Raw genomic sequence first — 25,889 nt, forward strand, 5'->3', positions numbered from 1 at the left:
ATTCCCCAAAACAAAGGTGACACGATGTGCTCATCGTGTCACCGGGATCAATGATTTCGTTTCACCACAAACGCCAACAAGTCTAATAATAGCGGAGCTTGAATCGAAAGTGACTCAATGGCAAAGGTCGCTGCCTCTACTTCTGCATCGAGTGCACGCTTCGCCCCGTCTAATCCGAGCAGTTTCGGATACGTCGTTTTTTCATTCTCTTCATCCGAACCGACACGTTTCCCGATTGTCTGTTCGTCCCCGACGACATCTAAGATATCGTCTTGAATCTGAAATGCGATGCCCAGATGTCGACCGAATTGTTTTAATTGTGTCCGATCTTCCTCCGACACACCGGCAAGGATCCCACCTGCTTCAAGCGCATAGACGAGCAGTGCACCCGTCTTTCGTTCATGAATCGACTGGAGTTCCTGTAACGTGACGTCACTCCGTTTCTCAGCGAGCATATCGTCCAACTGACCGCCGACCATGCCAGAGCTACCAGCTGCTAGACCGAAAACGCGAATGATTTCGACGATTTCTTCAGCAGGGAGCGACATTTGCGCAAGAATGCGAAATGCATCCGTCAAAAGCGCATCTCCTGCTAAAATGGCAGTCGCCTCATCAAACTGTCGGTGATTCGTCGGTCGACCCCGGCGAAGATCATCATCATCCATCGCCGGCAAATCATCATGAATGAGTGAATATGTATGGACCATCTCGAGCGTCGCCGCTACCTCGCCACCTCGCTCGAGTGGAACACCGTACGTTTCTAGAACAGCATAGACAAGCGCGGGACGGATTCGCTTTCCGCCCGCTTCTAATGAATAGACCATCGCATCGCGAAGTCGCGTCGGCATGTCACTCGCCTCAATGAGCGAACGCATCGATTCTTCGACAGTTCGCTTCCATTTGTTCAAACCATCCGTGCGGTTCATGCAGACCCTCCTTTTTCACGAAGGGTACCGTCTAACTCGAGTATTTCGTCCATTTTCTTTTCAGCGGCCGAGAGTTTTGTCTGGCACAAAGCAGATAACCGGACACCTTCTTCATATAAAGTCATCGCTTCCTCTAATGGTACGTCACCAGTCTCAAGTTGCGCGACAATCTGTTCGAGTCGTTCAAGTGCCGCTTCAAACGTCTGTTCTTGTTTCGTCACCAACAATCCTCTCCTTCACTTCAGCGACAGCGTGACCGTCCCGAAAACGAATCGAGATGTCTCCATCGCGTAATTCTTTCACATTTTGCACATATGCTCCATCTTGTTCAATGAACGTGTAGCCCCGTGATAGGACGGCGAGCGGACTGACCGCATGCAATCTTCCTACCTGTTGTGTAAATTGTCGTTTCGATTGTTCTAATGGTTTCGTCCGATGAAGTCGATCGACCATTTGATTGACCTGTTCTCCTTGTTGCAACAAGGTTTTTGAGAACCGTTTCACATCAAGCTGTTGTGACAACTGACGGAGTTGATGAGTCGCTTCGGAAAGATGTCGCTTCATCCCTTGCTCAAGGCGAATCTCCGATTGTGCAAAACGTTCTCGTTTTTGAGAAATCGTATAACGTGGTGATTTCAAGCCATAACTGTTAATCATCCGGTCTACACGATTCCGAGAATCATCGAGTTGAATCCTAACGGCTTTATGCAGATGGTTGTCTAGACGCTCTACATCTTTCCGCTGTGCGTCAATCATCGCTGTGGCGAGTTCGGCCGCCGCTGTCGGAGTTGCGGCCCGAACATCTGCGACAAAATCAGCGAGCGTATAATCTGTCTCGTGACCGACAGCAGAGATGATCGGGATGGTCGACGCATAGATGGCTTCGACCACGACATCCTCATTAAACGCCCACAATTCCTCAATCGAGCCGCCACCACGGCCGACGATGAGTACATCACAGTCGGTCCGTTCATTCATCCAACGAATGGCAGATGCCACTTGCGGGGCAGCCATTTCGCCCTGTACGGCCACAGGGGCGAATGTGATGGCAACGTGGGGCGCACGACGCCGAAGTGTGGTCGCGATATCATGTAACGCTGCCCCTTTCGGAGATGTGACAATTCCGATCCGCTCAGGAAACGTCGGAAGGAGTTGTTTTCGGTCTACATCAAACCAACCCTTTTCCTCAAGTTCACGTTTTCTCGCCTCATACTGTTCGTATAATAAACCGATTCCGTCTTGACGCATCAGTTCGACGTACAATTGAACGTCACCGGTCGCTTCATACATAGTCACTCTTGAGACGGCGATGACCTTCATTCCATCTTTCGGTTCGAATTGAAGCTGTTTCGCATCTCGAGAAAACATGACGGCTTTCATGCGGGACGCATCATCTTTCAAGGTGAAATAACAATGACCAGATGAATAGCGTTTAAAATTCGAGATCTCACCGATGACCGCGACTTGTCGAAGCAAGACATCATCATCGAGTTGTCGCTTCACATATCGAACAACTTCGGAGACCGGAAGTGGGTTAGCCACGTGACGCTACCTCGACCGTGTTGTGCATGAGCATCGTAATCGTCATCGGACCGACACCGCCAGGAACCGGCGTAATCGCACTCGCCTTCTCTTTGACGGCCTCATAGTCGACATCGCCAACAAGACGACCTTCGACACGGTTGACGCCGACGTCGATGACGAGCGCACCAGGTTTGACCATGTCTGCAGTAACAAGACCTGCACGCCCAACTGCGACAATTAAGATGTCAGCCTGTCTTGTCATTTCTCCAAGGTCTTTCGTTTTCGAGTGACAGTACGTGACCGTAGCAGATTCATTCAAGAACAACATGCCGACTGGTTTTCCGACGATTTGACTGCGACCGACGACCACGACGTGTTTCCCAGCAATCTCAGTTTGTGTCTTTGCGAGATGCAAAATGCCGTGTGGTGTACATGGAAGCAACGTATCAAGACCGAGCATCATCTTTCCGACGTTCTCAGGATGGAAGCCGTCTACATCCTTCTCAGGAGAGATGCGCATGATGACTCGTGATTCGTCAATGTGTTTTGGTAGTGGAAGTTGCACGAGAATCCCGTGTACTTCCTCATCCTCATTCATCAAGTCAATCAAGTCGAGCAATTCTTTCTCGCTAATCGTCTCATCAAAACGGAGCACTTGCGAATCGATTCCGATTTCTTGTGCTGCCCGTTCTTTCCCGCGTACATAGCTATGACTTGCTGGGTCATCCCCAATCAATACTACTTTCAATTTCGGTACGATGTTGCGTGCACGAAGTGCTGTCACACGCTCTTTTAACGTTTCTCGATATGATGCTGCCACTTGTTTCCCGTCGATCACTACTGCCATCTCTCTCATCCCCCGTTGTCTTTAGGTTTTTCTGTAGTTGGTCTGGTGTCTTATCTCTATTTTTTAGTCTTCTTTAATAATGTTGCCGAGTACGCCATTTACGAGCTTACCGGCTTCTTCGTCTCCGAACGATTTCGCGAGTTCGACCGCCTCGTTGATGGTAACGTTCTCTGGAATCGTTTCGACGTATAGTAATTCAAACGTCGCCATACGTAAAATCGTACGTTCGACATTGCCTAGACGATCCAAACGCCAGTTTTTCAAGTTTTCGACGAGCAAAGCGTCGATATCCTCTTGATGCTCTAGCGTTCCTGTGACGAGTTGTTCGTAAAACGGATCAGACTCTTGCCCGTCCAATGCGAATTCGATGGCTTCGTCCACCTCTAATTTAGATACTTCGATTTGAAAAAGCGTTTGAATCGCTTTCTCTCGTGCTTCATGACGTTTCATTCAGTTACTCTCCTTTTACATGCTTTCATTGTGATAGTTTAGCATAAAGCACTCATAAATTCAGTACAAAAAACCAGGAAGCCGAAATAATGTTCGGGCTTCCTGGTTGTTGTTATTTCGCCAATGACATTTCTTTTTCGACAAATTTCGTGTCGAATGTACCGATTCGGAACTGTTCATGTGCCATCACTTGTTGATGGAACGGAATCGTCGTTTTGATTCCCGAAACCGTAAACTCGTCTAAAGCGCGTAACATCTTTAAAATCGCCTCGTCGCGCGTCGGCGCATGTACGATCAATTTGGCGACCATCGAGTCGTAGAACGGAGGAATCATCGCTCCTGCATATAGACCGCTGTCCACCCGAACGCCCATACCACCTGGGACGATGTATTGATCGATTTTCCCCGCCATCGGACGGAAGTCCATGAACGGGTCTTCTGCGTTGATCCGGCATTCAATCGAATGCCCAGAGAACGTGATGTCTTCTTGAGAGATGGCGAGCGGATGCCCGAGTGCCACTTCTAATTGTGCTTGCACGAGATCGAATCCGGTGATCATCTCCGTGACCGGGTGCTCGACTTGAATCCGCGTATTCATTTCCATGAAATAGAACTCATTGGATTCTGGAACATAGATGAACTCGATTGTCCCCGCTCCAGAATATTGAATCGCTTTCGCCGCTTTGACTGCCGCATCTCCCATCATTTGACGTGTTGCTTCGTCAATCGCAGGTGATGGCGCTTCTTCAACGAGCTTCTGCATCCGTCGTTGAATCGTGCAATCACGCTCGCCTAAATGAATCACATTCCCGAATTGGTCAGCGAGAACTTGCACTTCTACGTGACGGAACGACTCGATAAATTTCTCGAGATACACGTCTCCGTTACCGAACGCCTGCTTCGCCTCTTTGCGTGTCGCGACCAACCCTTGGATGAGTTCGTCTTCGTTTCGGGCGACCCGAATACCGCGTCCCCCACCACCTGCCGTCGCCTTGATGATGACTGGATAGCCCATCTCGCGCGCAAGTTCTACGGCCTCTTCATCCGTGACGACACCGCTAGAACCCGGGACGACCGGCACACCTGACTCAATCATCGTTCGTTTGGCCTCATCCTTGATTCCCATCTTGCGGATGGCATAGCTACTCGGCCCGACAAATTGAATGCCACACGCCTCACACATCTCGGCAAATTCAGCGTTTTCAGCTAAAAATCCATATCCAGGGTGCACCATCGTCGCGTCCACGGCACATGCGACCGACAAGATGTTTGGAATGTTCAAATACGAGTCTTTGGACGGATTTGGTCCAATACAGTATGCTTCGTCGGCCAAATGAACATGTAACGCTTCACGGTCTGCTTCTGAAAAAACAGCGACCGTCGGAATATTCAATTCTTTTGCAGCACGTATGATTCGAACCGCGATTTCTCCACGGTTAGCGATTAATAATTTCATAACGACCTCACTTCACGCTGAAGAGCGGTTGACCAAATTCGACGAGATCGCCATCTGCGACGAGCACTTCTACGATTTCGCCACTGATTTCCGCTTCGACATCGTTAAACAGTTTCATCGCCTCTAGAATACAGACGATTTGTCCTGACTCCACTCGATCACCTACGTTGACGAAGGCTTCTTTATCCGGAGCTGGACGGGAATAAAACGTTCCGACCATTGGAGAGGTGATTGTACGATAAGACGCTTGTTCTGGCGTCGATTGTTCTTGATGTTCTTCTGCTTGAGGAGCAGGCGCAGGTGGCGTGATTGCTTGTGTCTGCATCACAGGCGCGCTCATGACCGCTTGCGCTTCTTTCTTTAATGACAGTTTGAAATCAGATGTTTCAAGCTCCATTTCATGAACCGTTGACTGGTCCAATAGTTGAATGAGCTCTTTGATTTGATCGATTTGCATCTTTCTTACCCCCTGTTTATACCTGGTACTAATCTCCTCTTCACTATAACTGGTCAGACCAATGAATGCAACGAGAAAAAAAGAGTGCCCATTCATTCGAATGAACACTCTCTCAGATTAACCGTTGTAACGACCCATGAACTCTCCAGTACGTGTATCAACTGTCACTTTTTCACCTGGCTCGATGAAAAGTGGTACTTGAATCACATGACCTGTTTCAACTGTCGCGTTTTTCTTCACGTTCGATGCTGTGTCCCCTTTGACGCCTGGGTCTGCTTCGATGATTGTCAACACTACGCTCGTCGGAAGCTCGATTCCAAGAATCTCACCATTGTAGTCCGCGATACTGACTTCCATGTTTTCAAGCAAGTAAGGAAGCGCTGCTTTCACTTGTTCGCTCGTCAACTCAAGTTGCTCGTATGATTCATTGTCCATGAAGACATACGTGTCGCCCATTGGATAGAGATATTGCATACGCTTACGCTCGATGTGCGCACGTTCGATTTTTTCTCCACCGCGGAACGTTGTTTCTTGGATCGCTCCGTTGCGCAAGTTACGCATTTTTGTACGAACGAATGCTGCACCTTTACCTGGTTTTACGTGTTGGAATTCGATGACTTGCCAAATCGAACCGTCAGATGTTTTGACTGTCAATCCTGTTTTTAAATCGTTAACTGATACCATATTGATTTCCTCCTAAATTCAGACGAGACTCAAGCCTCAATCGTAATTAACTCTTTTGGCGACTGCGTTAGACGGTAACATCCGTCTTCCGTAACGACGACATCGTCCTCAATTCGGCAACCGCCGACACCGTTGATGTAAATACCCGGTTCAATCGTGACGACCATCCCTGGCTCGAGTACTGTTTCCGAGCGGAATGATAATCCAGGTGCCTCGTGCACTTCCATACCAAGACCATGACCTGTCGAGTGGCCGAAGTATTCACCATATCCTGCTTCTTTGATAATGTCTCGTGTCAATGCGTCAGCTTCAATCCCTGTGATGCCAGCACGTGTACCTTCCACACCAGCGAGTTGGGCACGAAGCACTGTGTCATAGATTTGACGCAACTCGTCCGAAATCGGTCCGACCGCGAGTGTACGCGTAATATCTGAGCAGTACCCTTTATAGTAAGCACCAAAATCAAGTGTGACAAGTTCGCCAGATTCGATGACCTTATCGCTCGCAACTCCGTGCGGAAGTGCCGAGCGGAGACCAGAGGCAACGATCATATCGAACGATGACGAATCAGCACCTTTTGAGCGCATGAACATTTCGAGTTCGTTTGCGACTTCTCTCTCGGTACGACCCGGACGAATGAATGTCTGGATATGTGCATACGCTGCATCAGCGATTGCCGCAGCTTCCTTCATAATCTTAATCTCTGATTCATCCTTAATCAAGCGCAGTTTTTCAACGATTCCAGACGTCTCGATCAGATTTGCATCCACTTCTTTTTCATAAGCGCGATATTGTCCGACTGTCATCGCGTCTTGCTCGATTCCAAGGCGTGCGATTGACTCACGTGACACAACATCTGCTACCGATTTGATGAGTGACGTATCAAGTTCAATGATGTCATACCCTTTTACTTGATCGTTCGCCTGTTCCGTGTAACGGAAGTCTGTGATAAAGCTTGCAGATTTCGCCGTGATAACAATCACACCGCTTGATCCGGTGAAGCCTGATAAGTAACGAATGTTCTCCCGTTTTGTGACGAGCAATGCGTCAATCTCGTTTGCCTCTAACTGTGCTTGCAGTTTGTTTACGCGTTCAATCATGTCGATTCCTCCAATGTTCGATTAGTGCATGCAGTGCCAACGTGTAACTCGTCAGTCCGAAGCCGGTAATGACACCTAGACATACGCCAGCGAGTTTTGACTCGTGGCGAAACGATTCTCTAGCATGCACGTTCGAGATATGTACTTCAACGACCGGGGCAGCGATTGCAGATATGGCATCGCGAATCGCGATTGATGTATGCGTATAAGCACCCGCGTTCAAAATGACACCTTCATAGTCGTAGGCATCATGTAGCGCATCAATCAACGCTCCTTCGTGATTGGATTGAATGAAAGTGAGTTCGACGTCATCCGGTGCAGCAAGCATCAATTCGGCAGCTAAACCTTTTAACGACACGTCCCCATACACGTTCGGTTCACGGCGACCCAATAAATTTAAATTCGGACCATTCAACACTAGAATCCGCAATCTTCTTCCCCCTCGTTCGTCAAGTCTTATCTATTGTAACAAATTTATCGAAAGAACGTGAATCGAGCCTTCCGCCCTTTCGTTTTTTTTATAAATCGCGGTATAATTCAAGTACAACTCTGTAAGAATCGAGGAAAGTGAATGAATTCTAAACCAAACATTCCTGTCGGAGGACAGGCACTCGTGGAAGGCGTCATGTTCCAAGGCCGCTCCGAGAGCGCATCCGCCATTCGGCGAAAAGACGGTTCCATCGAAACGTTCGAGCAAGCGCGCATCCTCGTCCCGTGGGTCCAATCGTTGAAAAAGGTACCGTTTTTGAGAGGAATTGTCGCATTATATGAATCACTGAAGAACGGATCAGCGCATATGAATTTTGCAAGCGATCGTTATGACGTCGACCCGAGTGAAGATGTCAGTACGAACGAGGAACAGAAGCAGAGCATGTGGATGATTGCCTTCATTGCCATCATCGGTGTGATTTCTTATGTCTTTGGGAAGTTGATTTTTAACGTGACTCCAGCTCTTCTTGCCTCGATGTTTCAAGACGTGCCGTTATTTTCCGGACACGTGGTTCAAAACCTCCTTGAAGGGGGAATAAAATTAGTATTGTTGCTCAGTTACCTCTATCTGATATCGTTGACGCCACTCATTAAACGCGTCTTCCAGTATCATGGGGCTGAACACAAGGTCATCAACTGTTATGAGTCCGGACGTCCGATTACGGTCGAACAAGTTCGAAAGAGCTCACGTCTTCATTACCGTTGTGGGTCGAGCTTCATTTTGTTCACCGTTTTCGTCGGGATTGGCGTGTACATGATCGTCCCAATCGATCCACTTTGGCTACGACTCGTCAGCCGAATCGCGCTCTTACCTGTCGTCATCGGAATCTCATTTGAAGTCCTACAATTCACCAACCGTTTCCGTGAACATCGCTTCCTTTCATTCCTCGGAAAACCGGGTCTGTCACTCCAGCTATTGACGACTCGAGAGCCGAGCGATGAACAGATTCAAGTCGCAATCGAAGCATTCGAGACATGGGAACGTAAAGAGTTAGGAGAATCGGTCATTCATAGAGAGGGATAAGAGGAGGAAGCACCATGATCAGACAACGAATTGGTTCAACCGCTGCAACAATCGTGTTTATCTTAGGCTTCATCGGGGTCGGGCATATGCTCGCCACCGATCCCGGTCGATTATTTAGACAATTGTTGTTCATCGGGATATTCGGGTTAGTCTTTTATGTGATCTACCGCGTTTTCATCGGACGACGTATGTCCCCAGAGGATATGCGCTATCGTAAAACCGCTCAAGCCTCTAAGAAACGGATGCAAGGGAACCGTGGACCTCAAGTCAAACCTTCCGCATCCGTGAAGAATAAGAAACACAAGAAGCCGGGTTCGAACGTCACGAAGTTGTCCAAACGATCGAACGGACATCGAAGCAATCCCCCGCACCTCACCGTGATCGAAGGAAAAAAAGGGAAGAAGAAAAAGAAAGCCAACATGTAAAAAGGAGCGCCGGGGCGCTCCTTTTTACGTTGTCTCTACATATCCGATGTATGGTAAGTTGCGATACTGCTCGGCATAGTCGATGCCATACCCGATGACAAACTCATCCGGAATCTCAAAGCCGACATAGTCTGCATCTAATTGCACGAGACGTCGCGCTGGTTTATCGAGAAGCGTACAGATTTTTAGCTGTTTCGGTTGATGGAGTTCCATATGTTTGCACAAGAACTTCAACGTCTGCCCTGTATCGATGATGTCCTCGATGATCACGACATACTTTCCTTCCACATCCAAGTCAAGGTCTTTACGTAGTTGTACACTCCCACTCGAAACGGTCTTTTTCCCGTAAGAAGACGTCGCGACTGTGTCGAGTTGTACACTCCCTTTCATATAACGCATCAAATCAGCAGCAAATACCATTGACCCTTTTAAGACCGCAACAATGACAATAGGCGTCCCGTTTGCGTCTTTCTCAATTTCTTCTGCTAATTCTTGTACCCGATTTCGAATTTGCTGTTCATCAAACAGCTTTCCTTTAATTTGAATGTCCATCAGCTCGGCGAATGTTCGCCGTCACCCCCTATTTAGTGAATCCACGATTCATCTTATCATATTTCCAACTTAAAAATATACATTAGTAGATAAAATAGGTGTTTTCGTTCGTATTTAAGACCTGTTTACCCTACAAAAAAACGTCAATCGTAAGAAATTGACGTTTTCTACACATTATTCTTCTGCTGCTCGCTCTTGCTCACGAAATTCTCTGAATTGATCCATTAGTTCAGGTTTGTCTTCAAAAAATTCCACAAACTGCGTCATGCAATCGAGCGTATTTGAACTGAGGTGATGTTCGATTCCTTCCACATCCTCGTATACATCCGCTTCGTCGACTCCAATCAGACGTAAAAAAGACTCGAGCATCGCATGGCGCTCGACGAGTCGTTTCCCTACTTTTTGACCTTTCTTCGTAAGCATGAGACCGCGGTATTTTTCGTACACCAGATATTCTTCACGGTCCAACTTTTGAACCATTTTGGTGACAGAGGAGGGATGAACTCCTAAATGTTCGGCAATGTCAGAAACACGTGCATATCCTTTTTCTGACATAAGTAAATAAATCCGTTCTAAATAATCTTCCATACTCGGTGTCGGCATGGGCACGACCTCCCCTAATGTTCCGGTTTCCACTTTATATTTTATCCTAACGAAGCTGAAATCGAAAGGGAAAGCCCCGATTCATTCAGTCAATCATTGTCTCGTGACCTTAAATTCATTATAATGAGATATGGTAACTTTGAAAGAGAAGGGAAGAACATCTATGGGAATCGAAACAATCCTCGTCATCCTCCTATGGGTTGCCTTGATCGCCTACATCGTATGGCGCTTCATGCCAGCTCGCGGGTTGAAAAAAATGAAACAAGAAGAATTCCGTGCTTCACTCCGCAAAGGGCAATTGATTGACGTACGTGAACCGAATGAATACAAAGGTGGTCACATCGTCGGTGCTCGAAACATCCCGGTCGGTCAACTCAAGATGCGTATGAAAGAATTACGTAAAGACCAACCGATCTTAATTTATTGCCAAGGAAGCTCACGTTCTAACCAGGCGGCCAAACTACTCATGAAAAATGGATATAACAATATCTACATGCTTGAAGGCGGCTTCAAGAACTGGAAAGGCAAAATTAAAAAAGCATAAAAATGGGCGGGTCGATTGAATCGACCCGCTCCTTTTATTTCACGGATGACGCCTCACGACGTTCATATTTTAAAACAGGCTTCCGAGCAGCGAGCGTCTCATCCATACGCTTAACGACCGTCGTATGCGGGGCCGTCTGTACGATTTCTGGATTTTCTTCCGCTTCTTTTGCAATTTGAAGCATCGCATCGCAGAACGCATCAAGCGTTTCTTTTGATTCGGTTTCAGTCGGTTCCACCATAATACACTCTTCCACATTTAATGGGAAATAGATTGTCGGTGGGTGATACCCGAAGTCGAGCAATCGTTTCGCGATATCAAGCGTACGGACACCGAGTGCCTTTTGTCGCTTCCCTGACAAGACGAATTCATGCTTGCAATACGTATCGTATGGTACGTCGAAGGCATCTTTCAATCGAGCAAACATATAGTTCGCGTTGAGCACGGCTTCACGCGATACACGCGTCAATCCTTCTGCTCCCATCGTTTTAATGTAGCTATACGCGCGAACATTGATCCCGAAGTTTCCATAGAACGGCTTGATTCGACCAATCGAGTGTGGACGATCATAGTCTAAGCCGAACCCTTTATCTGTCTTCGTGACGATCGGCGTTGGCAAGAACGGAATCAGATCACGTTTTACCCCTACTGGACCAGAACCCGGACCACCACCGCCGTGAGGACCCGTGAATGTCTTATGCAAGTTCAAGTGAACGACATCAAAGCCCATGTCTCCTGGACGTGCGATTCCAAGAATCGCGTTCGAGTTCGCACCGTCATAATAAAGCTTTCCACCAGCCTCATGAACCACTTTTGAAATTTCGAGGATGTCCGCCTCAAACAATCCGAGCGTATTCGGGTTCGTCAGCATGAGAGCAGCCGTGTCTGCACCAACTTTTGATTTCAAATCATCCAAGTCAACCAGACCACGCTCATCCGACTTGACCGTCACCGTTTCAAATCCAGCAACGACGGCAGAAGCTGGGTTCGTTCCGTGCGCCGAGTCTGGAACGAGTACTTTCGTACGAGCCGTATCCCCATTGCGTTCGTGGAACGCTTTGATCAACATGAGCCCTGTCCATTCGCCATGCGCCCCTGCTGCTGGTTGCAACGTCACTTCATCCATCCCAGTGATTTCCGCAAGTTGCTCTTGTAAGTCGACCATGAGTTCAAGCGCACCTTGAATCGTTTCAACGGGCTGTAATGGGTGAATGTGCGCGAATCCAGGAAGGCGCGCCATATCTTCGTTCACTTTCGGATTATATTTCATCGTACAAGAACCAAGCGGATAAAATCCTGAATCTACTCCATGGTTTCGTGTAGAGAGCGCCGTGTAATGACGAACGACATCGAGCTCAGATACTTCAGGAAGTTCAGCCACTTCTTTTCGAATCATCGTCGCCGGCAATAATGACTCGAGGTCAACTTCCGGAACGGTTGGCGTCGGTAAGTTATATCCTGTTCGTCCTTCACGTGATACTTCAAAAATTAGCGTTTGTTCGTGTTGCATCATTTCATCCCCCCGACCACTTCGACAAACTGATCAATCTCTTCTTTTGTACGTAACTCTGTCGCACAGACTAGCATCTGTGACTGGCGCTCTTCTTCATACGTTCCGAGCGGAAGTCCACCAATCATTCCATGTTCAAGCAAGTGACGAGATACTTCTTCTGCATCGCGTCCGAAATCAACAACAAATTCATTAAACATTGGTCCCTCGTCAACGATTGTAAATCCTGCTGCTTTCAATGCTTCTTTCATGTAATGGGCTGTTTGGATATTCCGGACAGCCATGTCTCGAATGCCATATTTCCCTAAAGCGGACATCGTGATCGAGGCGGCCAATGCGTTGAGCGCCTGGTTCGAACAGATGTTTGAGGTTGCCTTGTCACGACGAATGTGTTGTTCACGCGCCTGTAACGTCAAGACGAATCCACGTTTTCCATCCTCATCTACCGTTTGTCCTACGAGTCGACCAGGTAGTTTACGCATCAACGACTTCTTCACTGCAAAATAACCACAAGACGGACCACCAAAGCTTTGTGGAATCCCGAACGGTTGAGCATCCCCGACCGTAATGTCCGCTCCAAGCGCACCTGGTGATTCCAAAATGCCTAATGCAAGCGGGTTACTTGATACGACGAACAGTGCACCTGCATCATGCGCTTGTTTCGCCAATTGCTCCAAATCTTCAATACGACCGTAGAAGTTCGGATATTGTACGACTAGACATGAAGCATCTGTTAAATCGAGGTCAGTTACATCCGTCACCCCATTTGTGACGTTTGTATATTCGACAGAAAGTCCTGGACCATCCGCATATGTGCGAATGACATCTTTCGCTTCAGGATGTACCGCTCCAGAAACGACAACGCGTTTTTTCTTCGTCTGCGCACTCGCTAGGTAAGTCGCTTCAGCAAGAGCCGTAATTCCGTCATACATCGACGAGTTTGCGACATCCATCCCGGTCAACTCACAAATCATCGTCTGGAACTCGAACATCGCCTGAAGCTCACCTTGTGAGATTTCAGGTTGATATGGCGTATACGCCGTATAAAATTCAGAACGTAAAAGCATATGGTTCATCACGGTCGGTGAAAGATGATCATACATCCCGGCTCCGAGGAAACTTGGATATGACTTTGTATGTTTGTTCTTATCCGCTAGTTTCGTCATATGACGAACGAGATCCACTTCCGGAAGTGGTGACCCGATTGCTGCAAGCGACGCTTTTTCGCGAAGCGACTCTGGAATATCCGCGAGCAACGATTCGATGGAATCCACTCCAATCGTTTGAAGCATGTCTCGCTCATCTTGTTCGGTCATCGGTAAATAACGAAATTCCATTCTATTCATTCTGAATCCCCCTGTTTCATTTCGTTCGTTTATAGAAAGGTGTCGGTACGCGTTCGGCTTCAATCTTTTTGCCACGAATGTCGATAACAAATCGCTCTTCATCTTTATACCGTGCATCCACACGTGCCCAGGCGATCGACTCATTGACTGTCGGAGGCATTGTACCAGTAGTAACGACTCCAACGACGTTCCCATCGACTTCTACTTGCGCGCCTTGACGTGCGATTCCGCGACCAAGCAATCTCAAGCCCACCATCCGGTTCGGGATGTTTTCTTTTTGTGTGGCGAGCGCCTCTTTTCCAATAAAGTCCGTATCTAATTTGACCGCAAAATTAAGGTTCGCCTCGAACGGAGTAACCGACTCATCTAGTTCATGCCCATAGAGCGGAAGGCACGCTTCAAACCGTAGCGTATCTCGTGAACCTAACCCGCAAGGTGTAACACCCTCTGCTTCAAGCGCTTCCCAGATTGCTGAGATCCCTTCTGCCCGCGCATAAATCTCGAATCCGTCTTCTCCCGTATAACCACTTCGCGAAATGATCGAAGCAACACCCGCCACATCGCCGTTTATAAATTTAAAGAAACCAACTTCGTCAAGCGCTACGTTCGTAATCGTTTGAAGAACAGCTTCCGCATTTGGACCTTGAATGGCAATTTGGCCATATTCATCAGACTCATTCGTCACCGTGACGTCGCCACTAACAAATTGACGAATGTACGCCTCGTCTTTTTCGATATTCGAGGCATTGACGACGAGCCAATAAGCATCTTCATCTAACCGGTAAACGAGTAAGTCATCCACTACGCCACCATTCTCGAGACAGAGAAGGTTGTACTGCGCTTGACCGACTTTAATCTTTGAGACATCGTTCGTCACAAGATTCTGCACTTGTTCTAGAGCGTCCGGTCCTTCAACCCGAATTTCTCCCATGTGAGATACATCAAACATCCCCACGTTTTGACGTACAGCCTGATGCTCTTCTTTGATCGAAGAAAACATTATCGGCATTTCGAACCCCGCAAAATCAACCATCTTCGCCTTCGGTTCAATCAATTCGAACAAAGGCGTACGTTTCAAAGTAACCTTTTCCATAATATCCCCCAATCCCGAACATAAAATGCTTTTGTTTTTGAAATCTTTCGTTTTCCATTCCACTTTAACAATTTTTATTCTTTCTGCATAGTTAAAAAAGCGAAAAAGAAAAAGGATGAAAAACGAAAACGTTTTCATCCTCATTATTTCATATTTTTGTCTCGGTGGAAACGTCAGAGCGTTCGATTCCCGCTGTACGTTTGATTTCATGTGTCAGCCCGACTGCCGCCTGTTTCAATTCAATCGATTCGTCTTTAGCTTTGATGCCGAAATCTTTGATTTGCGTAACGGAACGGTTGACCGCGTCCACATGCCCTTTGATTTCAGTGACTTGTTGGTTGATGACGTCAGCACGAATCTTAAATCGTTCCGTCAAACGGTTTAATCTTCCAAACGTCGGCTTCATCTGTTTTTTAAATAACAAATATCCATATACACCAAGTCCAATGATGGCGAATAAAAGAATTGCAAGGTTAATCCAAATCATACTTTTTCCTCCTTCATCCGGATAATCTGTTCTGCAATACACCGCGGTGTCTGAGACGCATCAATCGTCTCGTCCGCTTCCTGATAAAGAGTGGTCCGTCGGTTGTATAATGCCCGAACTTCTGACTCTCCTTTTTTCACCAGCGGTCGATCCGAATCTTTGATCCGTGCCCAGCATTCCTCAAATGGTAAGTCTAAATGAATGATTTTACCGTGTTCGCGCATCCAACGTATGTTTTCAGAGCGTTCGACAATACCACCACCCGTGAGGACAAAGTCAGCATCGATCCGCTGAAGCACTTTTGATTCTACGTCACGAAACGCTGACTCCCCGTATTGGTCAAAATATGTAGCGATGTCGGTTCCAATCCAGGCTTCGATTTCTTCATCAATGTCCACGACGTCTCCATGTTCCTTTATAAAATTGAACAAGGTAGACTTACCTGTACCCATAAATCCCACGATATAAAACGGTTTCTTATTCATAAGCAATCACCTCTTTATGACGTTCACCAGATATCAACACCATCTCCACTTCCGTTCGATTCGGTGCAATCGGACGACACATCACCGTACCCGTCGGTTTGGTGAGCGTTACCGGTTGATTGCCACAGCGTTCTTTCGCCAATAACAAGTGGGATTCAAAACGTATGGCCAATATCTCATCTGAGATTCGTCTCGTCGTTCGTTCTACATCAGTATACCAAAATAATGCAATACCAAGTAACCACACGACGATTGTCAACGTAGTGATTAGAAAGAATCCTCTTTCATACACATGACGTACCGCTCCCTCTCGAAAGTTGAATCTTTCCAAGAGATTCGAAATCCCATACCGACCGTTTCGACGCGATACTGATCGATTCCTCTTAAAAATAACAAGTTCCCTCCTCCGTCTCCGACCATGACCAAGTTCCCGTTCAACTGTTTGATTGTCCATGGCCACACTTCTTCATCTACCTTAAGAAAATCACCTCTTAATCGCCCCTCATCGACGCGACAATTTTTGCTGTTCTGCAAGCGACGCACAATGAGTTGGGGAGTCGTATGGTGTTCCCACTTCGGTTGTTCGTAAAGGCGTTGACCAAGCGTGAGCAATTCGACCAACAATAATATAAAGATGGGAAGAATCAACAATACTGCCGTCATTTCTAACATGGTAAACCCCGGATCAAAGCGTCGGTAAGCAAAAACCCTTTTCACACACTTCTTCACGCCCAGTCGGTTCAGCGGCTTCAAGCAGCACCTCTCCTTGTAATCGTTCATAAATGAACAACGTGTCACGCAACCTTGCGACTTGGTCATTTCCTTGTGTCACAAACGATGTCAGAATGAGTATCCAGCCCATTACGACCGCTAAGCTCACACTCACTTCCCATAACGAGAATCCTTTCTCATCCCCCTTCATGGATGATCACCTCCGGTTCATATGTTCCAAGTCGAAATTTAAACGTGACAGATGTTTTCCCACTGACAAATTTCCACTGTCCTGCATAGGAAGCTGTTGCCTGGGAGAAGGTGATGGTATTGTAGGTCGGAAGATAAACAATGATTCCTTCCGGTACGTCCACCCTTCGCACTAACGTCATTCCACACATGATCAAATACCTTCGCTGTTTAGCCACCCAAATCAACTTTGGCACGCAACTTCCATTTTCCGAAATGTACGGGTATTGTCCCGCTTCTTGAATATTCGTCACTAACGTATCTGTAAAATCAAATAGTTCAAGTCGCTCAAAAGGCTTCACTACAGGACTACTGATCAGTATGAGGAAGGAAATGATCACGAGTACCCACGCCATCTCGACAAACGTATAGCCTTTCATTGTTTCTTCAGCGAACCATCAAGTGGAGAATACGTGTAGGCTGACGATTGACAACTATACACTAGTGGATCCGTTTCAGAAGCACGTTTAATCACTTCTAATGTGGCAGGGTATGATTTATGTTCGGCATAGTGTAAATTGATTTCTGACTCGACGATTCGGACACTTCCCTCACAACTCACTTGGTCCGCCCGTGACTTTCCTTCTGTCAGCGTCGGCACGAGCAATAACAGTAAAATTGAAATAATGAGTAAGACTGCAGCCATCTCAACAAGCGTGAATCCTTGTTCTTCCTTCATGTGAATGTCCCCTTTCATAATTGAGCCATGATAAGTTTTACAGGCAAATAAAGCGTATAGAATAAGGTGCCAACCATGACGCTGAGCACTCCATAAAGTGCCGGCTCTACTTTTTCGATCAATTGACGACTATATTGTTCCATTTCTTCGAATACTAGTTCTCGATGAAGTGACATCAATTCACCGAGTTCTCCACTCATCGACCCTACTCCTAACAAGCTGACAACTTCATAGTCAATAAATCTTTCCTGTTTGACTGCCATTTCGATTCCTTCACCGGCAGACAACCGTTTGTGAATCCGATTTGCCATTTCAGCCATCTCCCCCTTTTCATTAGCGAGACGACTGATAATTTGCCTGATGTTCGTTTCCGTCTGTTGTAATAACGACAATTCGCTGACAAACAAATAAGTCAGGTACAGAGTTTTACCACGGTTCCATATGTAAAACGGTAGTTCTACACCTCGTCGATGCAGCATGTAGACCGTGATCCCAAGCATCACAAATACAGAAAACAGAGCTGGAAAGAACCATTTCGATAGTAAAATTGAACCTGCTCCTTCATATGTGGACACATCAACCATCCCCATCAGCTTTGGGAAAATGTACAACGCATAGACCATCCCAAGACCGAGCAGGATAAAGAAAATGATTAAAGGATACCGAATGAGTCGCTTCAATTTTTCCTTCAACCGCATCCGCATTTCTAAAACTAAAACGACTTGAGATAACCCATCCATAAACCGCCCGTTCCGATCGGCTGTCATCAATATTTCTTGCATTTGGCGATTTGTGATGATTAGCGAGAACACGTCCGCTAAAGAAGTACCAGATTCAAGTTGTGCCCTCATCTCTTGAACATCCGCTTTCCTGTTTCCTTTTTCATGATATTCAAGTGTTTCCATTGTGGCTTTCAACGATACACCTCGGGATTGAAGACGCAGAAAACGGTGAATCAATTGAATCGGTGGTTTTACTGAAGCGTTGCCCATTCACACGTCACCTCCTGATCACGCGTTAGTACACACCAATGTCTTGTTACTGACGATTTTCCGAGCAATTGTTCAAGCCGTTTCTCCCCATCCTGAATCGTCGCTGTATGAAACGTAGTAATCGTCAAATGCCCACTGAGTGCAGCATCGTAGGCGACGTTTAACTCTTCCTCTGTCCGTACCTCTCCGATTACAATGATGTCTGGGTCGGCACGTAACGTTTCTTTTAATAACTGTCGATGATTCAACCCTGCTTTTGCATTCACCTCGAGTTGAATCACCCCATCAATCTTTTGTTCTGGAGGATTTTCAATCGTGACGATTCGCTCACGCTTTAAGTGATTAAGAAGCGCATACAATATTGTCGTCTTGCCCGCACCAGTAGCACCTCCGATTAACAGGAGACCATGTCGCGATGCAGACATTTCTTGAAAACGTTCAACGTCCCCTGGTCTCAACAAGTGATGAAGCTCAAACGCTTGATTTGGTACCCTCCAGGACATCAATGTTTGAGTAAATGATGGGAGAAATGTTACGCGGATGACTTCTCGATCAAGTTCATACACGCCTGACTGAGGCACACGTTGATTCGTGTCCGGTAACGAACACCAATATCGCATATGAAGTGTGAGACGGTCGTATTGATTGATATCCATCGACTGAAGATCAAGCAGTCTCATATCTGATCGGATTTGGATCTTCACTTCATGCGTACTCGGTATAAAATGAAGATCGCTTGCCCCCGCCTCTCTCGCCACAATCATCAGTTGTTCAATAAGCTCCTTCATTCCGCTCACCTCGAGAACAGCATAAAAAAAAGCCCACTCTATTGAAAGTGGACTTGTCTTATGAAACTTGTGTCGAAACGACATGATGACGACGTGCATATGTTTCGATTGAAACCTTGTCATAACCGACAATGACTTCTTTTCCGTCTGTTAAAATCGGACGTTTTAACAATTTTGGATTTTCACTCATCAGTTTGAGTAGTTCGCTCAGCTTCAAATCCTCAACATCAACGTCGAGTTGTTTGAAGGCTTGGCTTCTAGTAGCAAGAAGAGAATCTACACCTTCTTCACTAATCGCAAGGAGTTGTAGTAATTCGTCGACAGTCGGTGCATCTCTGAAAATGTGACGTTCACTCACTTGAAGTTCTTGTTCTTGTAAAAACGCTTTCGTCTTCCGGCAAGAAGTACAGCTCGGGTACGTGTAAAACATTAATTCTGATGCCATTTTATGTTCCTCCTCATTTCAACTTTTCACTTCGCTCATTTTGTATAAGTTGATTATACATCTCTTATACCCTGTTTGTACATATTTTGTACAACTTTTTTATAAATTTTGTACAACTTTATTTTCCGTATTGATTTCACATATTTTTCACGATTATTTTGCTCAATTCTCACGTTTCCATAGCATTTTTTCGAATGTGTTGGTAAAATAGTGAATGAGAATGGAATAATGCACGTATGGGGGGATTAACATGGCAAGAATGTTTCGTGTCCTAGGCTTCTGGACTGGGCTAGTGGCGGCACTTGCTTTCGTAGGCGCACTAGGCGGCGACCAAAGTAGTAGTGAACATACTGGTGACTTTATCGTTATGGGACTTGTCTTCTTAGCACAAACGATTTTCTTCGTCGCACTTGGCTACTTAAAGCTTACTGAAAAAACATATGTATACGTCTTCGGCGCGTATTTGACAATTTTCTTCGTTGTCTTTACGTATTGGAGCAACTTCCAAATGTAAAAAAGATTGTCTCGTCGGAGACAATCTTTTTTATTGCTTGAAGAATGGATTTGTTTGCTTCTCTTCTTCAAGCGTTGTTTTTGGTCCGTGACCTGGATAAAGAACCGTCGCACCCGGAATCAAGTGCTTCATGCGTTCAATGGATCCCATCAACGTTGCCTGATCGCCTCCGAATAAATCGGTACGACCGACTGATTGTTTAAAAATCAAGTCACCGCAAAACGCAATCTTTTCATCCGCCATGTATAACACGACGCTACCTGGTGAATGACCAGGGGTGTGATAAAGATCGAATGTAAAATTGCCGATAGTCAACGTATCGCCTTCATATACCTTTTCAGCCGGCTTCATCGCCGGTACAGGAAGATTGAAAGCGTGCGCTCCGTTCTTTTCTCCATTCGTCAACCAATCACTTTCGAGACGATGGACATATACTGGAACTTTATAGCGTTCACGGAGTGCATCCACTCCTCCAATGTGATCAAAATGGGCGTGAGTCAACAAAATCGCAGCGGGTGTACCAAGACGATCAATCACCTCGAAAAATCTTGGGTCATCCGTTCCTGGGTCGATGATGACGACACTACCTTCTTTTTCAAGGACGTATCCATTCTCCTGCGCTAAGCCTGACGTAATCTTCTTCACTTGCATATGATTGATCCCCCTCTCATTCAAAACAATATTGTGGCAAAATTGTATCGATGTCAACCTTTACTCGACAGCGCCTCAATAATCGGATAAAATAATAATGATATTTCAGTGAAATTTTTATGAATTTCATGACGTATAATTAAAGGGGGAACTCGTCATGCATTTGTATGAACCGTTCGGATGGATTTCTGTCATCGTCGCGATTGTGGCTGTATGGGGAATGATTCGTTCATTCAAAAAACGCCAATTCTTTCCACTCGCAGTTGCAGGTTTAACTGTACTCGTATTCGGATTCTTTGGTGTTGCCACGTTGATCTACGGCGGTATTCCAGGTTAATGGATTTGTATCAAGCAATCATCAAGCGACTTCGGTCGCTTTTTTTGTGCCTATAATTCCTCGATATAAAAAACGAACCAAATCACATAGTGGTTTGGTTCGTTTTTAGGTTATTCATTCGTTTGTTCTTTAAAGCGGAGAAGGTCGGAATAGATCAAATCATCGTTCATTTGTAAGATCTTTTCTGCTTCTTCCGTCATTGGACCGCAAAGCGTTGTGTCCTCAACCACTTCTCCAGAAGTAGCATTGTAACAAGTTGATTGTGTCCATACATATTCATCCGTCACAACCGTACCATCTCGGAAGATTGCACGACTATTTCGATTTTCAGAGAACAAGTCATTCCCGAATCCGATTGTGTCCGATGTATCAATTCCAAGTAAATGCAAGATTGTCGGTTTCATGTCGACGTGACTTCCGATCGTTTCATGCACTTCACCTTTTTCTTGATCCGGCAAGTGAATCGCAAACGGAACCTGTTGTAATTTCGCCACATCATATGGTGTCAACTCTTCTTTACCAAGCAACTCTGCCATCGCATTGTTGTGGTTCGTCGAGATACCGTAGTGGTCACCATAAACAACGAAAATCGTATCTTCCCACATTCCGTTCTCTTTCAATTGATCGATGAAGAGACCGAGTGCATAGTCTTGATATGCAAGCGCCTGCGGGAAGTTGTTTAACGTCGTTGAACTTGTCTCGAACTTCGGTACGAGTTCATAGTCTTCGCTTGGCATCGTATATGGGAAGTGGTTCGTCAATGTGATGAACTTCGCATAGTACGGCTCTGGCAACTCCTGAAGCATCGGGATCGATTGTTCGAAGAAACTATCATCTAAGAGACCCCATTCTGTCATGTCTTCTGGGTTTCCGAGATTGTAGCTCTTCTCATCGAAGAATTGATCGACACCGATATTTTTATACATTTGGTCGCGGTTCCAGAACGATTTGTTATTCGCATGGAAGACGGCTGAGTAATAGTTATCTTCTTTAATCAACTCTGGAAGTGCTTGATATTCGTTGTCCGCGTTCGTAAAGTATACAGCACCACGCGGTAGGCCATATAGCGAGTTATCGAGCGCAAACTCCGCATCTGATGTCTTCCCTTGACCTACTGTATGGTAGTAGTTTGGCCAATAGTGAGACTCTTCAATCAGTTTGTTCAAGTTTGGCGTGATAAATTCACCGTTCGGCGCTTTCATATTGTGTGTGAAGTTTTGTGCAGATTCGAACGACACAACAATCACGTTTTTCCCTTTATACTTACCGAACAAATCAGGGTTCGGTGCAGCATAGTTTTGACGAGTGAATTGTTCAATCGTTGCAAGCTCTGATTCGTCAGCCATCGCTTTTTGAGCAGATGTTTTCGTTTGAAGCATCGCGTCATACACATGGAAGTTAAATGTTCCGATGTTTTTCACTAATAGCTCACGGTCGAATGAACGAGTCAACAATTCCGGACGTTCTGTTTCCGCCAATGAAAGGTTGAACAAGAATACCGATACTGCTGCAACGAACGTCACGAGTGCGCGACGATGTGAAGCGGCATTCTCTTTCATATTCATACGCCATAAGATAAACGGTAAGACAAAAACGTCACCAAGAATGATTAAGTCTTTCCATTCAAGAAGTGATGTGAACGATGTCGACAGCGTCTCCATGTTCGATGGTTGCATAATGACCGGCATCGTTAAATAGTCCGTAAATTCACGATAATATACGGCATCCGCAAACAAGATGAAAGATGCGAGCGCGTAAAGCGTGTAGAGCACCCATTTTTGTTTGTTTCCTTTAAAGAAGAAATGGAAAGCAAACAAGAATAATGTCGAACTGATCGGGCTAATCAGTAGGATAAAAGCTTGTGCGGTGTTTTCAATCGGAATGATGAAGAAAAATTGATAGACGATATACGTCTTCGTCCAAAGCAATAACGTAAATATCCAAAATAGACGATATTCTTGAAACGAAGCGCGGACCGTATCGTTCAGTCTCGTCGATAGCTTCGAGAAGCGTTGAGATGAATTCATCTGACGGTCTCCTCCTCTTTTCAGTTTTCGGCATGTTTTTATAGCCATTTATTTTTATATTTGTTCATACATTGTACAATTCGATTTGAATAGTACACGTCCAGTATCAAGTCCAAATCTTACCCCTTTTTTAATAAAAAATCAACTGTGACGTTACAAATTTTACAATATCCCATACCCTTTCCCATAAGAAAACACGCCTGCAATGTGCAGACGTGTCAGTTTTATACGCGTGTCGGAAGGAAGTGTTTGCGTGCTAACCAGCCACAACCGATGACTCCGGCATCATTTTCAAGTTCAGCGATTTTAAACGTCGTCGACTCATAGACACGTTCGAGTGCGAAACGCTTGAACTGAGCATCGAGCGGTTCAAGCAATGCTGTCCCTGCTTTTGAGACGCCGCCACCGATGACGATCATTTTCGGGTTGAGTGTGTTGGCGATATTCGAGATTGTCAATCCGAGATATTCTGTCATCTCGTCAATCACTTCTGTCGCGATTGTATCCCCAGCTTTATAAGCTTCGAATACGTCACGTGCCGTCACTTCTTTCAATTCGTTCAACGAAGTATCTTGATTTTTCCGTTTTTGCAACGCTAAACGTGAAATACCTGTCGCAGAGGCAATCGTTTCGATACACCCTAATCGGCCACAGCCACATTTTACAGCTTTCGCCTCATCTCGTTCGACGGTGATATGACCGATTTCTCCTGCCATACCAGCCGTACCATGAACGATGTTTCCGTTCGTGATGACGCCACCACCGACGCCTGTACCGAGCGTGATGGCAAGTAATTCGGATGCACCTTCACCTGCACCCTTCCACATTTCCCCGAGGGCAGCGGCATTCGCATCGTTTTCGAGGACCGCGGGGAGTCCGACCGCTTTTTCGAACTCACTCACAAGAGCGAAGTCTTTCCATCCGATGTTCGGTGAATACTCGACAACACCTTCAGAGAAATTGATGAATCCAGGGGCTCCGATACCTGCACCTGCGAAGTCTTCTTTCTTCTTGCCTGACGTCTCTAAATACGTTTCAAATGAGGCTGCGATGTCTTTTGGTATATGTACACCGTTTTCTCGAATATCCGTTTTAACTTCCCACTTATCAGAAATGATGCCATTCATGTCTAAAACAGCCATCTTCACCGTTGTACCACCGATGTCGATCCCTAATAACCATTTCATACCGTTCACTCCTCATCTCAACTAAATCGCTTTCATTCAATAGTGTACACTATTATCCCCTTAGTGCAACCCTTTGCACTAAGGGGATTTCTGTCAATCTCTTGAATTTTTCAATTCGTGGGTCAAAATGATTTTCGCCGTATCGTATACACGCTGCTCGATGATGCCCCCTTCATACAACTCGTCGAGTTCCATCATCATAAGTGAGATTTCAGCATCCCGCTCCCCGATGTAAATAATGGTTCCGAACGATTTTAAAAACTGTTGGACATCATAAAAGTTTTTCATGCTTCTTCCTCCATCGTTGACAAGACATAACGATTTAACAATTCTCTTGTCGCTTCCATAGACGTCACATGTGTCCGTTCATAACTATGACTTGACTCAATTCCTGGACCAATCAAAGCGTGCTTCACATCGTAGCCTGCACGGATCGCAGCCGACGCATCCGAGCCATAATAAGGATAGATATCCACTTTATAAGCGATGTCATGCGCCTTACATAATGAAGTAAACTTACGGCGCAAGCTAATATCATATGGTCCAGATGAATCTTTGGCACAAATCGAAACCGTATATTCATCTGAATGTTGGCCATCTCCGAGCGCCCCCATATCGACGGCAATGTATTCCACAACATTTTCAGGAATGCCGGCATTCCCCCCGAATCCGACTTCTTCATAATTCGAGATTAAGAAGTGGACCGTATGTGGCAAATCATCATTAACCAAATCTTTAGCTAGGTCTAACAAGATGGCCACAGAAGCCTTGTCGTCCAAATGACGAGATTTGACGTATCCGGAAGACGTCACCTTGAATCGTGGATCAAATGACACAAAGTCACCGATTTCAATTCCAAGTGCCGTCACATCTTCACGAGAATGGACTTTCTCATCCAATCGAACTTCAATGTTTGAAGCAGAGCGTTCTGCAGAGTTCGTGTCTTTATACACATGAACGCTCGACTGATGGACGAGGATGGTTCCTTCGATTGCCTCCCCCTCCTCGCGATGAATGAGACAGTTTTCTCCTTCGATCGCCGTCCAAGCGTATCCACCCACTTGCGTGAGACGTATGCGTCCGCTCGGCAAGATGTCCTTGACCATCGCCCCAAGGGTATCGACGTGCGCCGTCAAAAGACGCGCCTCGTCCGATCGTCCTGGGAACGTCGCGAGCAACGCCCCTTTATGTAAACGAGACGTCTTGACACCGAGTGTTTGGAGTTTATTTTCTGCAAATCCGATCGCCTCCTCCGTCATACCAGACGGACTCGGGATTTCAACTAATGTTTTCAGTGTTTCTATCAT

Annotated in this window: 35 protein-coding genes; 5 read left to right on the plus strand and 30 right to left on the minus strand. The window is 46.0% G+C overall.

Translation table 11 applies throughout. The features are described from left to right. Window positions 1–47: 47 nt before the first annotated feature. The 10 genes from PQI28_RS05760 to aroQ all read right to left on the minus strand — a co-directional run bounded on the left by PQI28_RS05760 (window position 48) and on the right by aroQ (window position 7,874). Window positions 48–926: a polyprenyl synthetase family protein gene (locus PQI28_RS05760; RefSeq protein ID WP_214782412.1), complete on the minus strand. Its 879-nt coding sequence runs from the start codon at window positions 924–926 to the stop codon at window positions 48–50. Next, window positions 923–1,147 carry an exodeoxyribonuclease VII small subunit gene (gene xseB / locus PQI28_RS05765; RefSeq protein WP_074033298.1) on the minus strand — a complete coding sequence of 75 codons (225 nt, stop codon included), beginning with the start codon at window positions 1,145–1,147 and terminating at the stop codon, window positions 923–925. Before xseB ends, PQI28_RS05760 begins: the two co-directional genes overlap by 4 nt. Beyond that, window positions 1,122–2,468 (minus strand): exodeoxyribonuclease VII large subunit, encoded by a 1,347-nt coding sequence (gene xseA / locus PQI28_RS05770; protein ID WP_339962743.1) that lies wholly within the window; start codon window positions 2,466–2,468, stop codon window positions 1,122–1,124. Before xseA ends, xseB begins: the two co-directional genes overlap by 26 nt. Then, on the minus strand, window positions 2,461–3,297 hold the full coding sequence (folD, locus tag PQI28_RS05775) for a bifunctional methylenetetrahydrofolate dehydrogenase/methenyltetrahydrofolate cyclohydrolase FolD (RefSeq protein ID WP_214782406.1): 837 nt from the start codon (window positions 3,295–3,297) through the stop codon (window positions 2,461–2,463). The genes xseA and folD overlap by 8 nt, the downstream gene beginning before the upstream one ends. Window positions 3,298–3,360: 63 nt before the next feature. Next, window positions 3,361–3,747 carry a transcription antitermination factor NusB gene (gene nusB, locus PQI28_RS05780; protein WP_214692966.1) on the minus strand — a complete coding sequence of 129 codons (387 nt, stop codon included), beginning with the start codon at window positions 3,745–3,747 and terminating at the stop codon, window positions 3,361–3,363. Between the two features lie 112 nt (window positions 3,748–3,859). After that, entirely contained in the window at window positions 3,860–5,203 is a 1,344-nt protein-coding gene (accC, locus tag PQI28_RS05785; RefSeq protein ID WP_214748033.1) for an acetyl-CoA carboxylase biotin carboxylase subunit, read from the minus strand. A gap of 7 nt (window positions 5,204–5,210) precedes the next feature. Further along, window positions 5,211–5,660: an acetyl-CoA carboxylase biotin carboxyl carrier protein gene (gene accB, locus PQI28_RS05790; protein ID WP_224861428.1), complete on the minus strand. Its 450-nt coding sequence runs from the start codon at window positions 5,658–5,660 to the stop codon at window positions 5,211–5,213. Between the two features lie 117 nt (window positions 5,661–5,777). Next, entirely contained in the window at window positions 5,778–6,344 is a 567-nt protein-coding gene (efp, locus tag PQI28_RS05795; protein ID WP_214692975.1) for an elongation factor P, read from the minus strand. A 29-nt stretch (window positions 6,345–6,373) separates the two neighbouring features. Beyond that, window positions 6,374–7,441 (minus strand): M24 family metallopeptidase, encoded by a 1,068-nt coding sequence (locus PQI28_RS05800; RefSeq protein WP_214784012.1) that lies wholly within the window; start codon window positions 7,439–7,441, stop codon window positions 6,374–6,376. Further along, window positions 7,437–7,874, minus strand: a complete 438-nt coding sequence (gene aroQ, locus PQI28_RS05805; RefSeq protein WP_214748027.1) for a type II 3-dehydroquinate dehydratase — start codon at window positions 7,872–7,874, stop codon at window positions 7,437–7,439. The genes PQI28_RS05800 and aroQ overlap by 5 nt, the downstream gene beginning before the upstream one ends. Window positions 7,875–8,015: 141 nt before the next feature. Here aroQ and PQI28_RS05810 point away from each other — a divergent pair, with 141 nt between their 5' ends. Together PQI28_RS05810 and PQI28_RS05815 are read left to right on the plus strand one after the other, a co-directional pair. Next, the gene (locus PQI28_RS05810; protein WP_214748024.1) at window positions 8,016–8,957 is read left to right on the plus strand and encodes a DUF1385 domain-containing protein; all 942 of its coding nucleotides are present in this window, start codon (window positions 8,016–8,018) and stop codon (window positions 8,955–8,957) included. A gap of 14 nt (window positions 8,958–8,971) precedes the next feature. Then, complete coding sequence (locus PQI28_RS05815; protein ID WP_214748021.1) at window positions 8,972–9,382, plus strand: SA1362 family protein; 411 nt, start codon at window positions 8,972–8,974, stop codon at window positions 9,380–9,382. Between the two features lie 24 nt (window positions 9,383–9,406). Here the strand turns inward: PQI28_RS05815 and hpt are convergent, their stop codons facing one another. Together hpt and mntR are read right to left on the minus strand one after the other, a co-directional pair. Then, entirely contained in the window at window positions 9,407–9,934 is a 528-nt protein-coding gene (hpt, locus tag PQI28_RS05820; protein ID WP_074033308.1) for a hypoxanthine phosphoribosyltransferase, read from the minus strand. Window positions 9,935–10,108: 174 nt separating this feature from the next. Further along, window positions 10,109–10,537 carry a transcriptional regulator MntR gene (gene mntR / locus PQI28_RS05825; RefSeq protein WP_074033309.1) on the minus strand — a complete coding sequence of 143 codons (429 nt, stop codon included), beginning with the start codon at window positions 10,535–10,537 and terminating at the stop codon, window positions 10,109–10,111. 163 nt (window positions 10,538–10,700) lie between these two features. On the opposite strand from mntR, the gene PQI28_RS05830 reads away from it, so the two are divergent. After that, on the plus strand, window positions 10,701–11,081 hold the full coding sequence (locus tag PQI28_RS05830; protein WP_083600098.1) for a rhodanese-like domain-containing protein: 381 nt from the start codon (window positions 10,701–10,703) through the stop codon (window positions 11,079–11,081). Between the two features lie 34 nt (window positions 11,082–11,115). On the opposite strand, the gene gcvPB is transcribed toward PQI28_RS05830, so the two are convergent. The 13 genes from gcvPB to PQI28_RS05895 form a co-directional block, all read right to left on the minus strand. Continuing rightward, a complete protein-coding gene (gcvPB, locus tag PQI28_RS05835; RefSeq protein ID WP_412093970.1) occupies window positions 11,116–12,591 on the minus strand; it encodes an aminomethyl-transferring glycine dehydrogenase subunit GcvPB in 1,476 nt (491 codons plus the stop codon). Then, window positions 12,591–13,928 (minus strand): aminomethyl-transferring glycine dehydrogenase subunit GcvPA, encoded by a 1,338-nt coding sequence (gene gcvPA, locus PQI28_RS05840; RefSeq protein ID WP_214748283.1) that lies wholly within the window; start codon window positions 13,926–13,928, stop codon window positions 12,591–12,593. Before gcvPA ends, gcvPB begins: the two co-directional genes overlap by 1 nt. A 25-nt stretch (window positions 13,929–13,953) precedes the next feature. Then, on the minus strand, window positions 13,954–15,030 hold the full coding sequence (gene gcvT, locus PQI28_RS05845) for a glycine cleavage system aminomethyltransferase GcvT (RefSeq protein ID WP_339962744.1): 1,077 nt from the start codon (window positions 15,028–15,030) through the stop codon (window positions 13,954–13,956). Between the two features lie 148 nt (window positions 15,031–15,178). Then, the gene (locus tag PQI28_RS05850; protein WP_214748009.1) at window positions 15,179–15,517 is read right to left on the minus strand and encodes a hypothetical protein; all 339 of its coding nucleotides are present in this window, start codon (window positions 15,515–15,517) and stop codon (window positions 15,179–15,181) included. Continuing rightward, complete coding sequence (locus tag PQI28_RS05855; RefSeq protein ID WP_224861434.1) at window positions 15,514–16,002, minus strand: shikimate kinase; 489 nt, start codon at window positions 16,000–16,002, stop codon at window positions 15,514–15,516. Before PQI28_RS05855 ends, PQI28_RS05850 begins: the two co-directional genes overlap by 4 nt. Next, window positions 15,995–16,294: a hypothetical protein gene (locus PQI28_RS05860; RefSeq protein WP_224861436.1), complete on the minus strand. Its 300-nt coding sequence runs from the start codon at window positions 16,292–16,294 to the stop codon at window positions 15,995–15,997. The genes PQI28_RS05855 and PQI28_RS05860 overlap by 8 nt, the downstream gene beginning before the upstream one ends. Then, a complete protein-coding gene (locus PQI28_RS05865) occupies window positions 16,270–16,674 on the minus strand; it encodes a hypothetical protein (protein ID WP_224861438.1) in 405 nt (134 codons plus the stop codon). Before PQI28_RS05865 ends, PQI28_RS05860 begins: the two co-directional genes overlap by 25 nt. A 13-nt stretch (window positions 16,675–16,687) precedes the next feature. Further along, a complete protein-coding gene (locus PQI28_RS05870; protein WP_337873946.1) occupies window positions 16,688–16,924 on the minus strand; it encodes a hypothetical protein in 237 nt (78 codons plus the stop codon). Continuing rightward, the gene (locus PQI28_RS05875; protein WP_214782383.1) at window positions 16,911–17,342 is read right to left on the minus strand and encodes a prepilin-type cleavage/methylation domain-containing protein; all 432 of its coding nucleotides are present in this window, start codon (window positions 17,340–17,342) and stop codon (window positions 16,911–16,913) included. The genes PQI28_RS05870 and PQI28_RS05875 overlap by 14 nt, the downstream gene beginning before the upstream one ends. After that, window positions 17,339–17,641: a prepilin-type N-terminal cleavage/methylation domain-containing protein gene (locus PQI28_RS05880; RefSeq protein WP_214782380.1), complete on the minus strand. Its 303-nt coding sequence runs from the start codon at window positions 17,639–17,641 to the stop codon at window positions 17,339–17,341. The genes PQI28_RS05875 and PQI28_RS05880 overlap by 4 nt, the downstream gene beginning before the upstream one ends. Before the next feature lie 14 nt (window positions 17,642–17,655). Then, window positions 17,656–18,633 (minus strand): type II secretion system F family protein, encoded by a 978-nt coding sequence (locus PQI28_RS05885; protein WP_224861442.1) that lies wholly within the window; start codon window positions 18,631–18,633, stop codon window positions 17,656–17,658. After that, window positions 18,615–19,421, minus strand: coding sequence for an ATPase, T2SS/T4P/T4SS family (locus PQI28_RS05890; RefSeq protein ID WP_339962745.1), 807 nt, complete (start codon window positions 19,419–19,421; stop codon window positions 18,615–18,617). Before PQI28_RS05890 ends, PQI28_RS05885 begins: the two co-directional genes overlap by 19 nt. Window positions 19,422–19,479: 58 nt before the next feature. Next, window positions 19,480–19,866, minus strand: coding sequence for a Spx/MgsR family RNA polymerase-binding regulatory protein (locus PQI28_RS05895; RefSeq protein WP_074033321.1), 387 nt, complete (start codon window positions 19,864–19,866; stop codon window positions 19,480–19,482). Between the two features lie 250 nt (window positions 19,867–20,116). Between PQI28_RS05895 and PQI28_RS05900 the strand changes: the two genes are divergently transcribed. Further along, window positions 20,117–20,380 carry a DUF2626 domain-containing protein gene (locus tag PQI28_RS05900; RefSeq protein ID WP_012726597.1) on the plus strand — a complete coding sequence of 88 codons (264 nt, stop codon included), beginning with the start codon at window positions 20,117–20,119 and terminating at the stop codon, window positions 20,378–20,380. A 30-nt stretch (window positions 20,381–20,410) separates the two neighbouring features. Here PQI28_RS05900 and PQI28_RS05905 read toward each other — a convergent pair whose 3' ends face one another. Beyond that, on the minus strand, window positions 20,411–21,031 hold the full coding sequence (locus tag PQI28_RS05905) for an MBL fold metallo-hydrolase (RefSeq protein ID WP_214782374.1): 621 nt from the start codon (window positions 21,029–21,031) through the stop codon (window positions 20,411–20,413). Between the two features lie 157 nt (window positions 21,032–21,188). Here PQI28_RS05905 and PQI28_RS05910 point away from each other — a divergent pair, with 157 nt between their 5' ends. Then, window positions 21,189–21,368, plus strand: coding sequence for a DUF2759 domain-containing protein (locus PQI28_RS05910; protein ID WP_074033323.1), 180 nt, complete (start codon window positions 21,189–21,191; stop codon window positions 21,366–21,368). Window positions 21,369–21,478: 110 nt separating this feature from the next. Here the strand turns inward: PQI28_RS05910 and PQI28_RS05915 are convergent, their stop codons facing one another. The 4 genes from PQI28_RS05915 to PQI28_RS05930 all read right to left on the minus strand — a co-directional run bounded on the left by PQI28_RS05915 (window position 21,479) and on the right by PQI28_RS05930 (window position 25,889). Beyond that, window positions 21,479–23,395, minus strand: coding sequence for an LTA synthase family protein (locus tag PQI28_RS05915; protein ID WP_339962746.1), 1,917 nt, complete (start codon window positions 23,393–23,395; stop codon window positions 21,479–21,481). Between the two features lie 224 nt (window positions 23,396–23,619). Next, window positions 23,620–24,582 carry an ROK family glucokinase gene (locus PQI28_RS05920; RefSeq protein ID WP_214782368.1) on the minus strand — a complete coding sequence of 321 codons (963 nt, stop codon included), beginning with the start codon at window positions 24,580–24,582 and terminating at the stop codon, window positions 23,620–23,622. Between the two features lie 93 nt (window positions 24,583–24,675). Further along, complete coding sequence (locus PQI28_RS05925; protein ID WP_214782365.1) at window positions 24,676–24,870, minus strand: YqgQ family protein; 195 nt, start codon at window positions 24,868–24,870, stop codon at window positions 24,676–24,678. Continuing rightward, entirely contained in the window at window positions 24,867–25,889 is a 1,023-nt protein-coding gene (locus tag PQI28_RS05930) for a M42 family metallopeptidase (protein ID WP_339962747.1), read from the minus strand. The genes PQI28_RS05925 and PQI28_RS05930 overlap by 4 nt, the downstream gene beginning before the upstream one ends.

It is taken from the genome of Exiguobacterium sp. USCH10, assembly GCF_037619445.1.
Taxonomy (GTDB): domain Bacteria; phylum Bacillota; class Bacilli; order Exiguobacteriales; family Exiguobacteriaceae; genus Exiguobacterium; species Exiguobacterium aestuarii_A.

Coding starts and splice junctions, on each gene's coding strand:
- PQI28_RS05760 (WP_214782412.1), bottom strand. CDS start 926: ATGAACCGCACGGATGGTTTGAACAAATGGAAGCGAACTGTCGAAGAA.
- folD (WP_214782406.1), bottom strand. CDS start 3,297: ATGGCAGTAGTGATCGACGGGAAACAAGTGGCAGCATCATATCGAGAA.
- nusB (WP_214692966.1), bottom strand. CDS start 3,747: ATGAAACGTCATGAAGCACGAGAGAAAGCGATTCAAACGCTTTTTCAA.
- accC (WP_214748033.1), bottom strand. CDS start 5,203: ATGAAATTATTAATCGCTAACCGTGGAGAAATCGCGGTTCGAATCATA.
- accB (WP_224861428.1), bottom strand. CDS start 5,660: ATGCAAATCGATCAAATCAAAGAGCTCATTCAACTATTGGACCAGTCA.
- efp (WP_214692975.1), bottom strand. CDS start 6,344: ATGGTATCAGTTAACGATTTAAAAACAGGATTGACAGTCAAAACATCT.
- PQI28_RS05810 (WP_214748024.1), top strand. CDS start 8,016: ATGAATTCTAAACCAAACATTCCTGTCGGAGGACAGGCACTCGTGGAA.
- PQI28_RS05815 (WP_214748021.1), top strand. CDS start 8,972: ATGATCAGACAACGAATTGGTTCAACCGCTGCAACAATCGTGTTTATC.
- hpt (WP_074033308.1), bottom strand. CDS start 9,934: ATGGACATTCAAATTAAAGGAAAGCTGTTTGATGAACAGCAAATTCGA.
- mntR (WP_074033309.1), bottom strand. CDS start 10,537: ATGCCGACACCGAGTATGGAAGATTATTTAGAACGGATTTATTTACTT.
- PQI28_RS05830 (WP_083600098.1), top strand. CDS start 10,701: ATGGGAATCGAAACAATCCTCGTCATCCTCCTATGGGTTGCCTTGATC.
- gcvPB (WP_412093970.1), bottom strand. CDS start 12,591: ATGCAACACGAACAAACGCTAATTTTTGAAGTATCACGTGAAGGACGA.
- gcvPA (WP_214748283.1), bottom strand. CDS start 13,928: ATGGAATTTCGTTATTTACCGATGACCGAACAAGATGAGCGAGACATG.
- gcvT (WP_339962744.1), bottom strand. CDS start 15,030: ATGGAAAAGGTTACTTTGAAACGTACGCCTTTGTTCGAATTGATTGAA.
- PQI28_RS05850 (WP_214748009.1), bottom strand. CDS start 15,517: ATGATTTGGATTAACCTTGCAATTCTTTTATTCGCCATCATTGGACTT.
- PQI28_RS05855 (WP_224861434.1), bottom strand. CDS start 16,002: ATGAATAAGAAACCGTTTTATATCGTGGGATTTATGGGTACAGGTAAG.
- PQI28_RS05865 (WP_224861438.1), bottom strand. CDS start 16,674: ATGTTAGAAATGACGGCAGTATTGTTGATTCTTCCCATCTTTATATTA.
- PQI28_RS05870 (WP_337873946.1), bottom strand. CDS start 16,924: ATGAAGGGGGATGAGAAAGGATTCTCGTTATGGGAAGTGAGTGTGAGC.
- PQI28_RS05875 (WP_214782383.1), bottom strand. CDS start 17,342: ATGAAAGGCTATACGTTTGTCGAGATGGCGTGGGTACTCGTGATCATT.
- PQI28_RS05880 (WP_214782380.1), bottom strand. CDS start 17,641: ATGAAGGAAGAACAAGGATTCACGCTTGTTGAGATGGCTGCAGTCTTA.
- PQI28_RS05885 (WP_224861442.1), bottom strand. CDS start 18,633: ATGGGCAACGCTTCAGTAAAACCACCGATTCAATTGATTCACCGTTTT.
- PQI28_RS05890 (WP_339962745.1), bottom strand. CDS start 19,421: ATGAAGGAGCTTATTGAACAACTGATGATTGTGGCGAGAGAGGCGGGG.
- PQI28_RS05895 (WP_074033321.1), bottom strand. CDS start 19,866: ATGGCATCAGAATTAATGTTTTACACGTACCCGAGCTGTACTTCTTGC.
- PQI28_RS05900 (WP_012726597.1), top strand. CDS start 20,117: ATGGCAAGAATGTTTCGTGTCCTAGGCTTCTGGACTGGGCTAGTGGCG.
- PQI28_RS05905 (WP_214782374.1), bottom strand. CDS start 21,031: ATGCAAGTGAAGAAGATTACGTCAGGCTTAGCGCAGGAGAATGGATAC.
- PQI28_RS05910 (WP_074033323.1), top strand. CDS start 21,189: ATGCATTTGTATGAACCGTTCGGATGGATTTCTGTCATCGTCGCGATT.
- PQI28_RS05915 (WP_339962746.1), bottom strand. CDS start 23,395: ATGAATTCATCTCAACGCTTCTCGAAGCTATCGACGAGACTGAACGAT.
- PQI28_RS05920 (WP_214782368.1), bottom strand. CDS start 24,582: ATGAAATGGTTATTAGGGATCGACATCGGTGGTACAACGGTGAAGATG.
- PQI28_RS05925 (WP_214782365.1), bottom strand. CDS start 24,870: ATGAAAAACTTTTATGATGTCCAACAGTTTTTAAAATCGTTCGGAACC.
- PQI28_RS05930 (WP_339962747.1), bottom strand. CDS start 25,889: ATGATAGAAACACTGAAAACATTAGTTGAAATCCCGAGTCCGTCTGGT.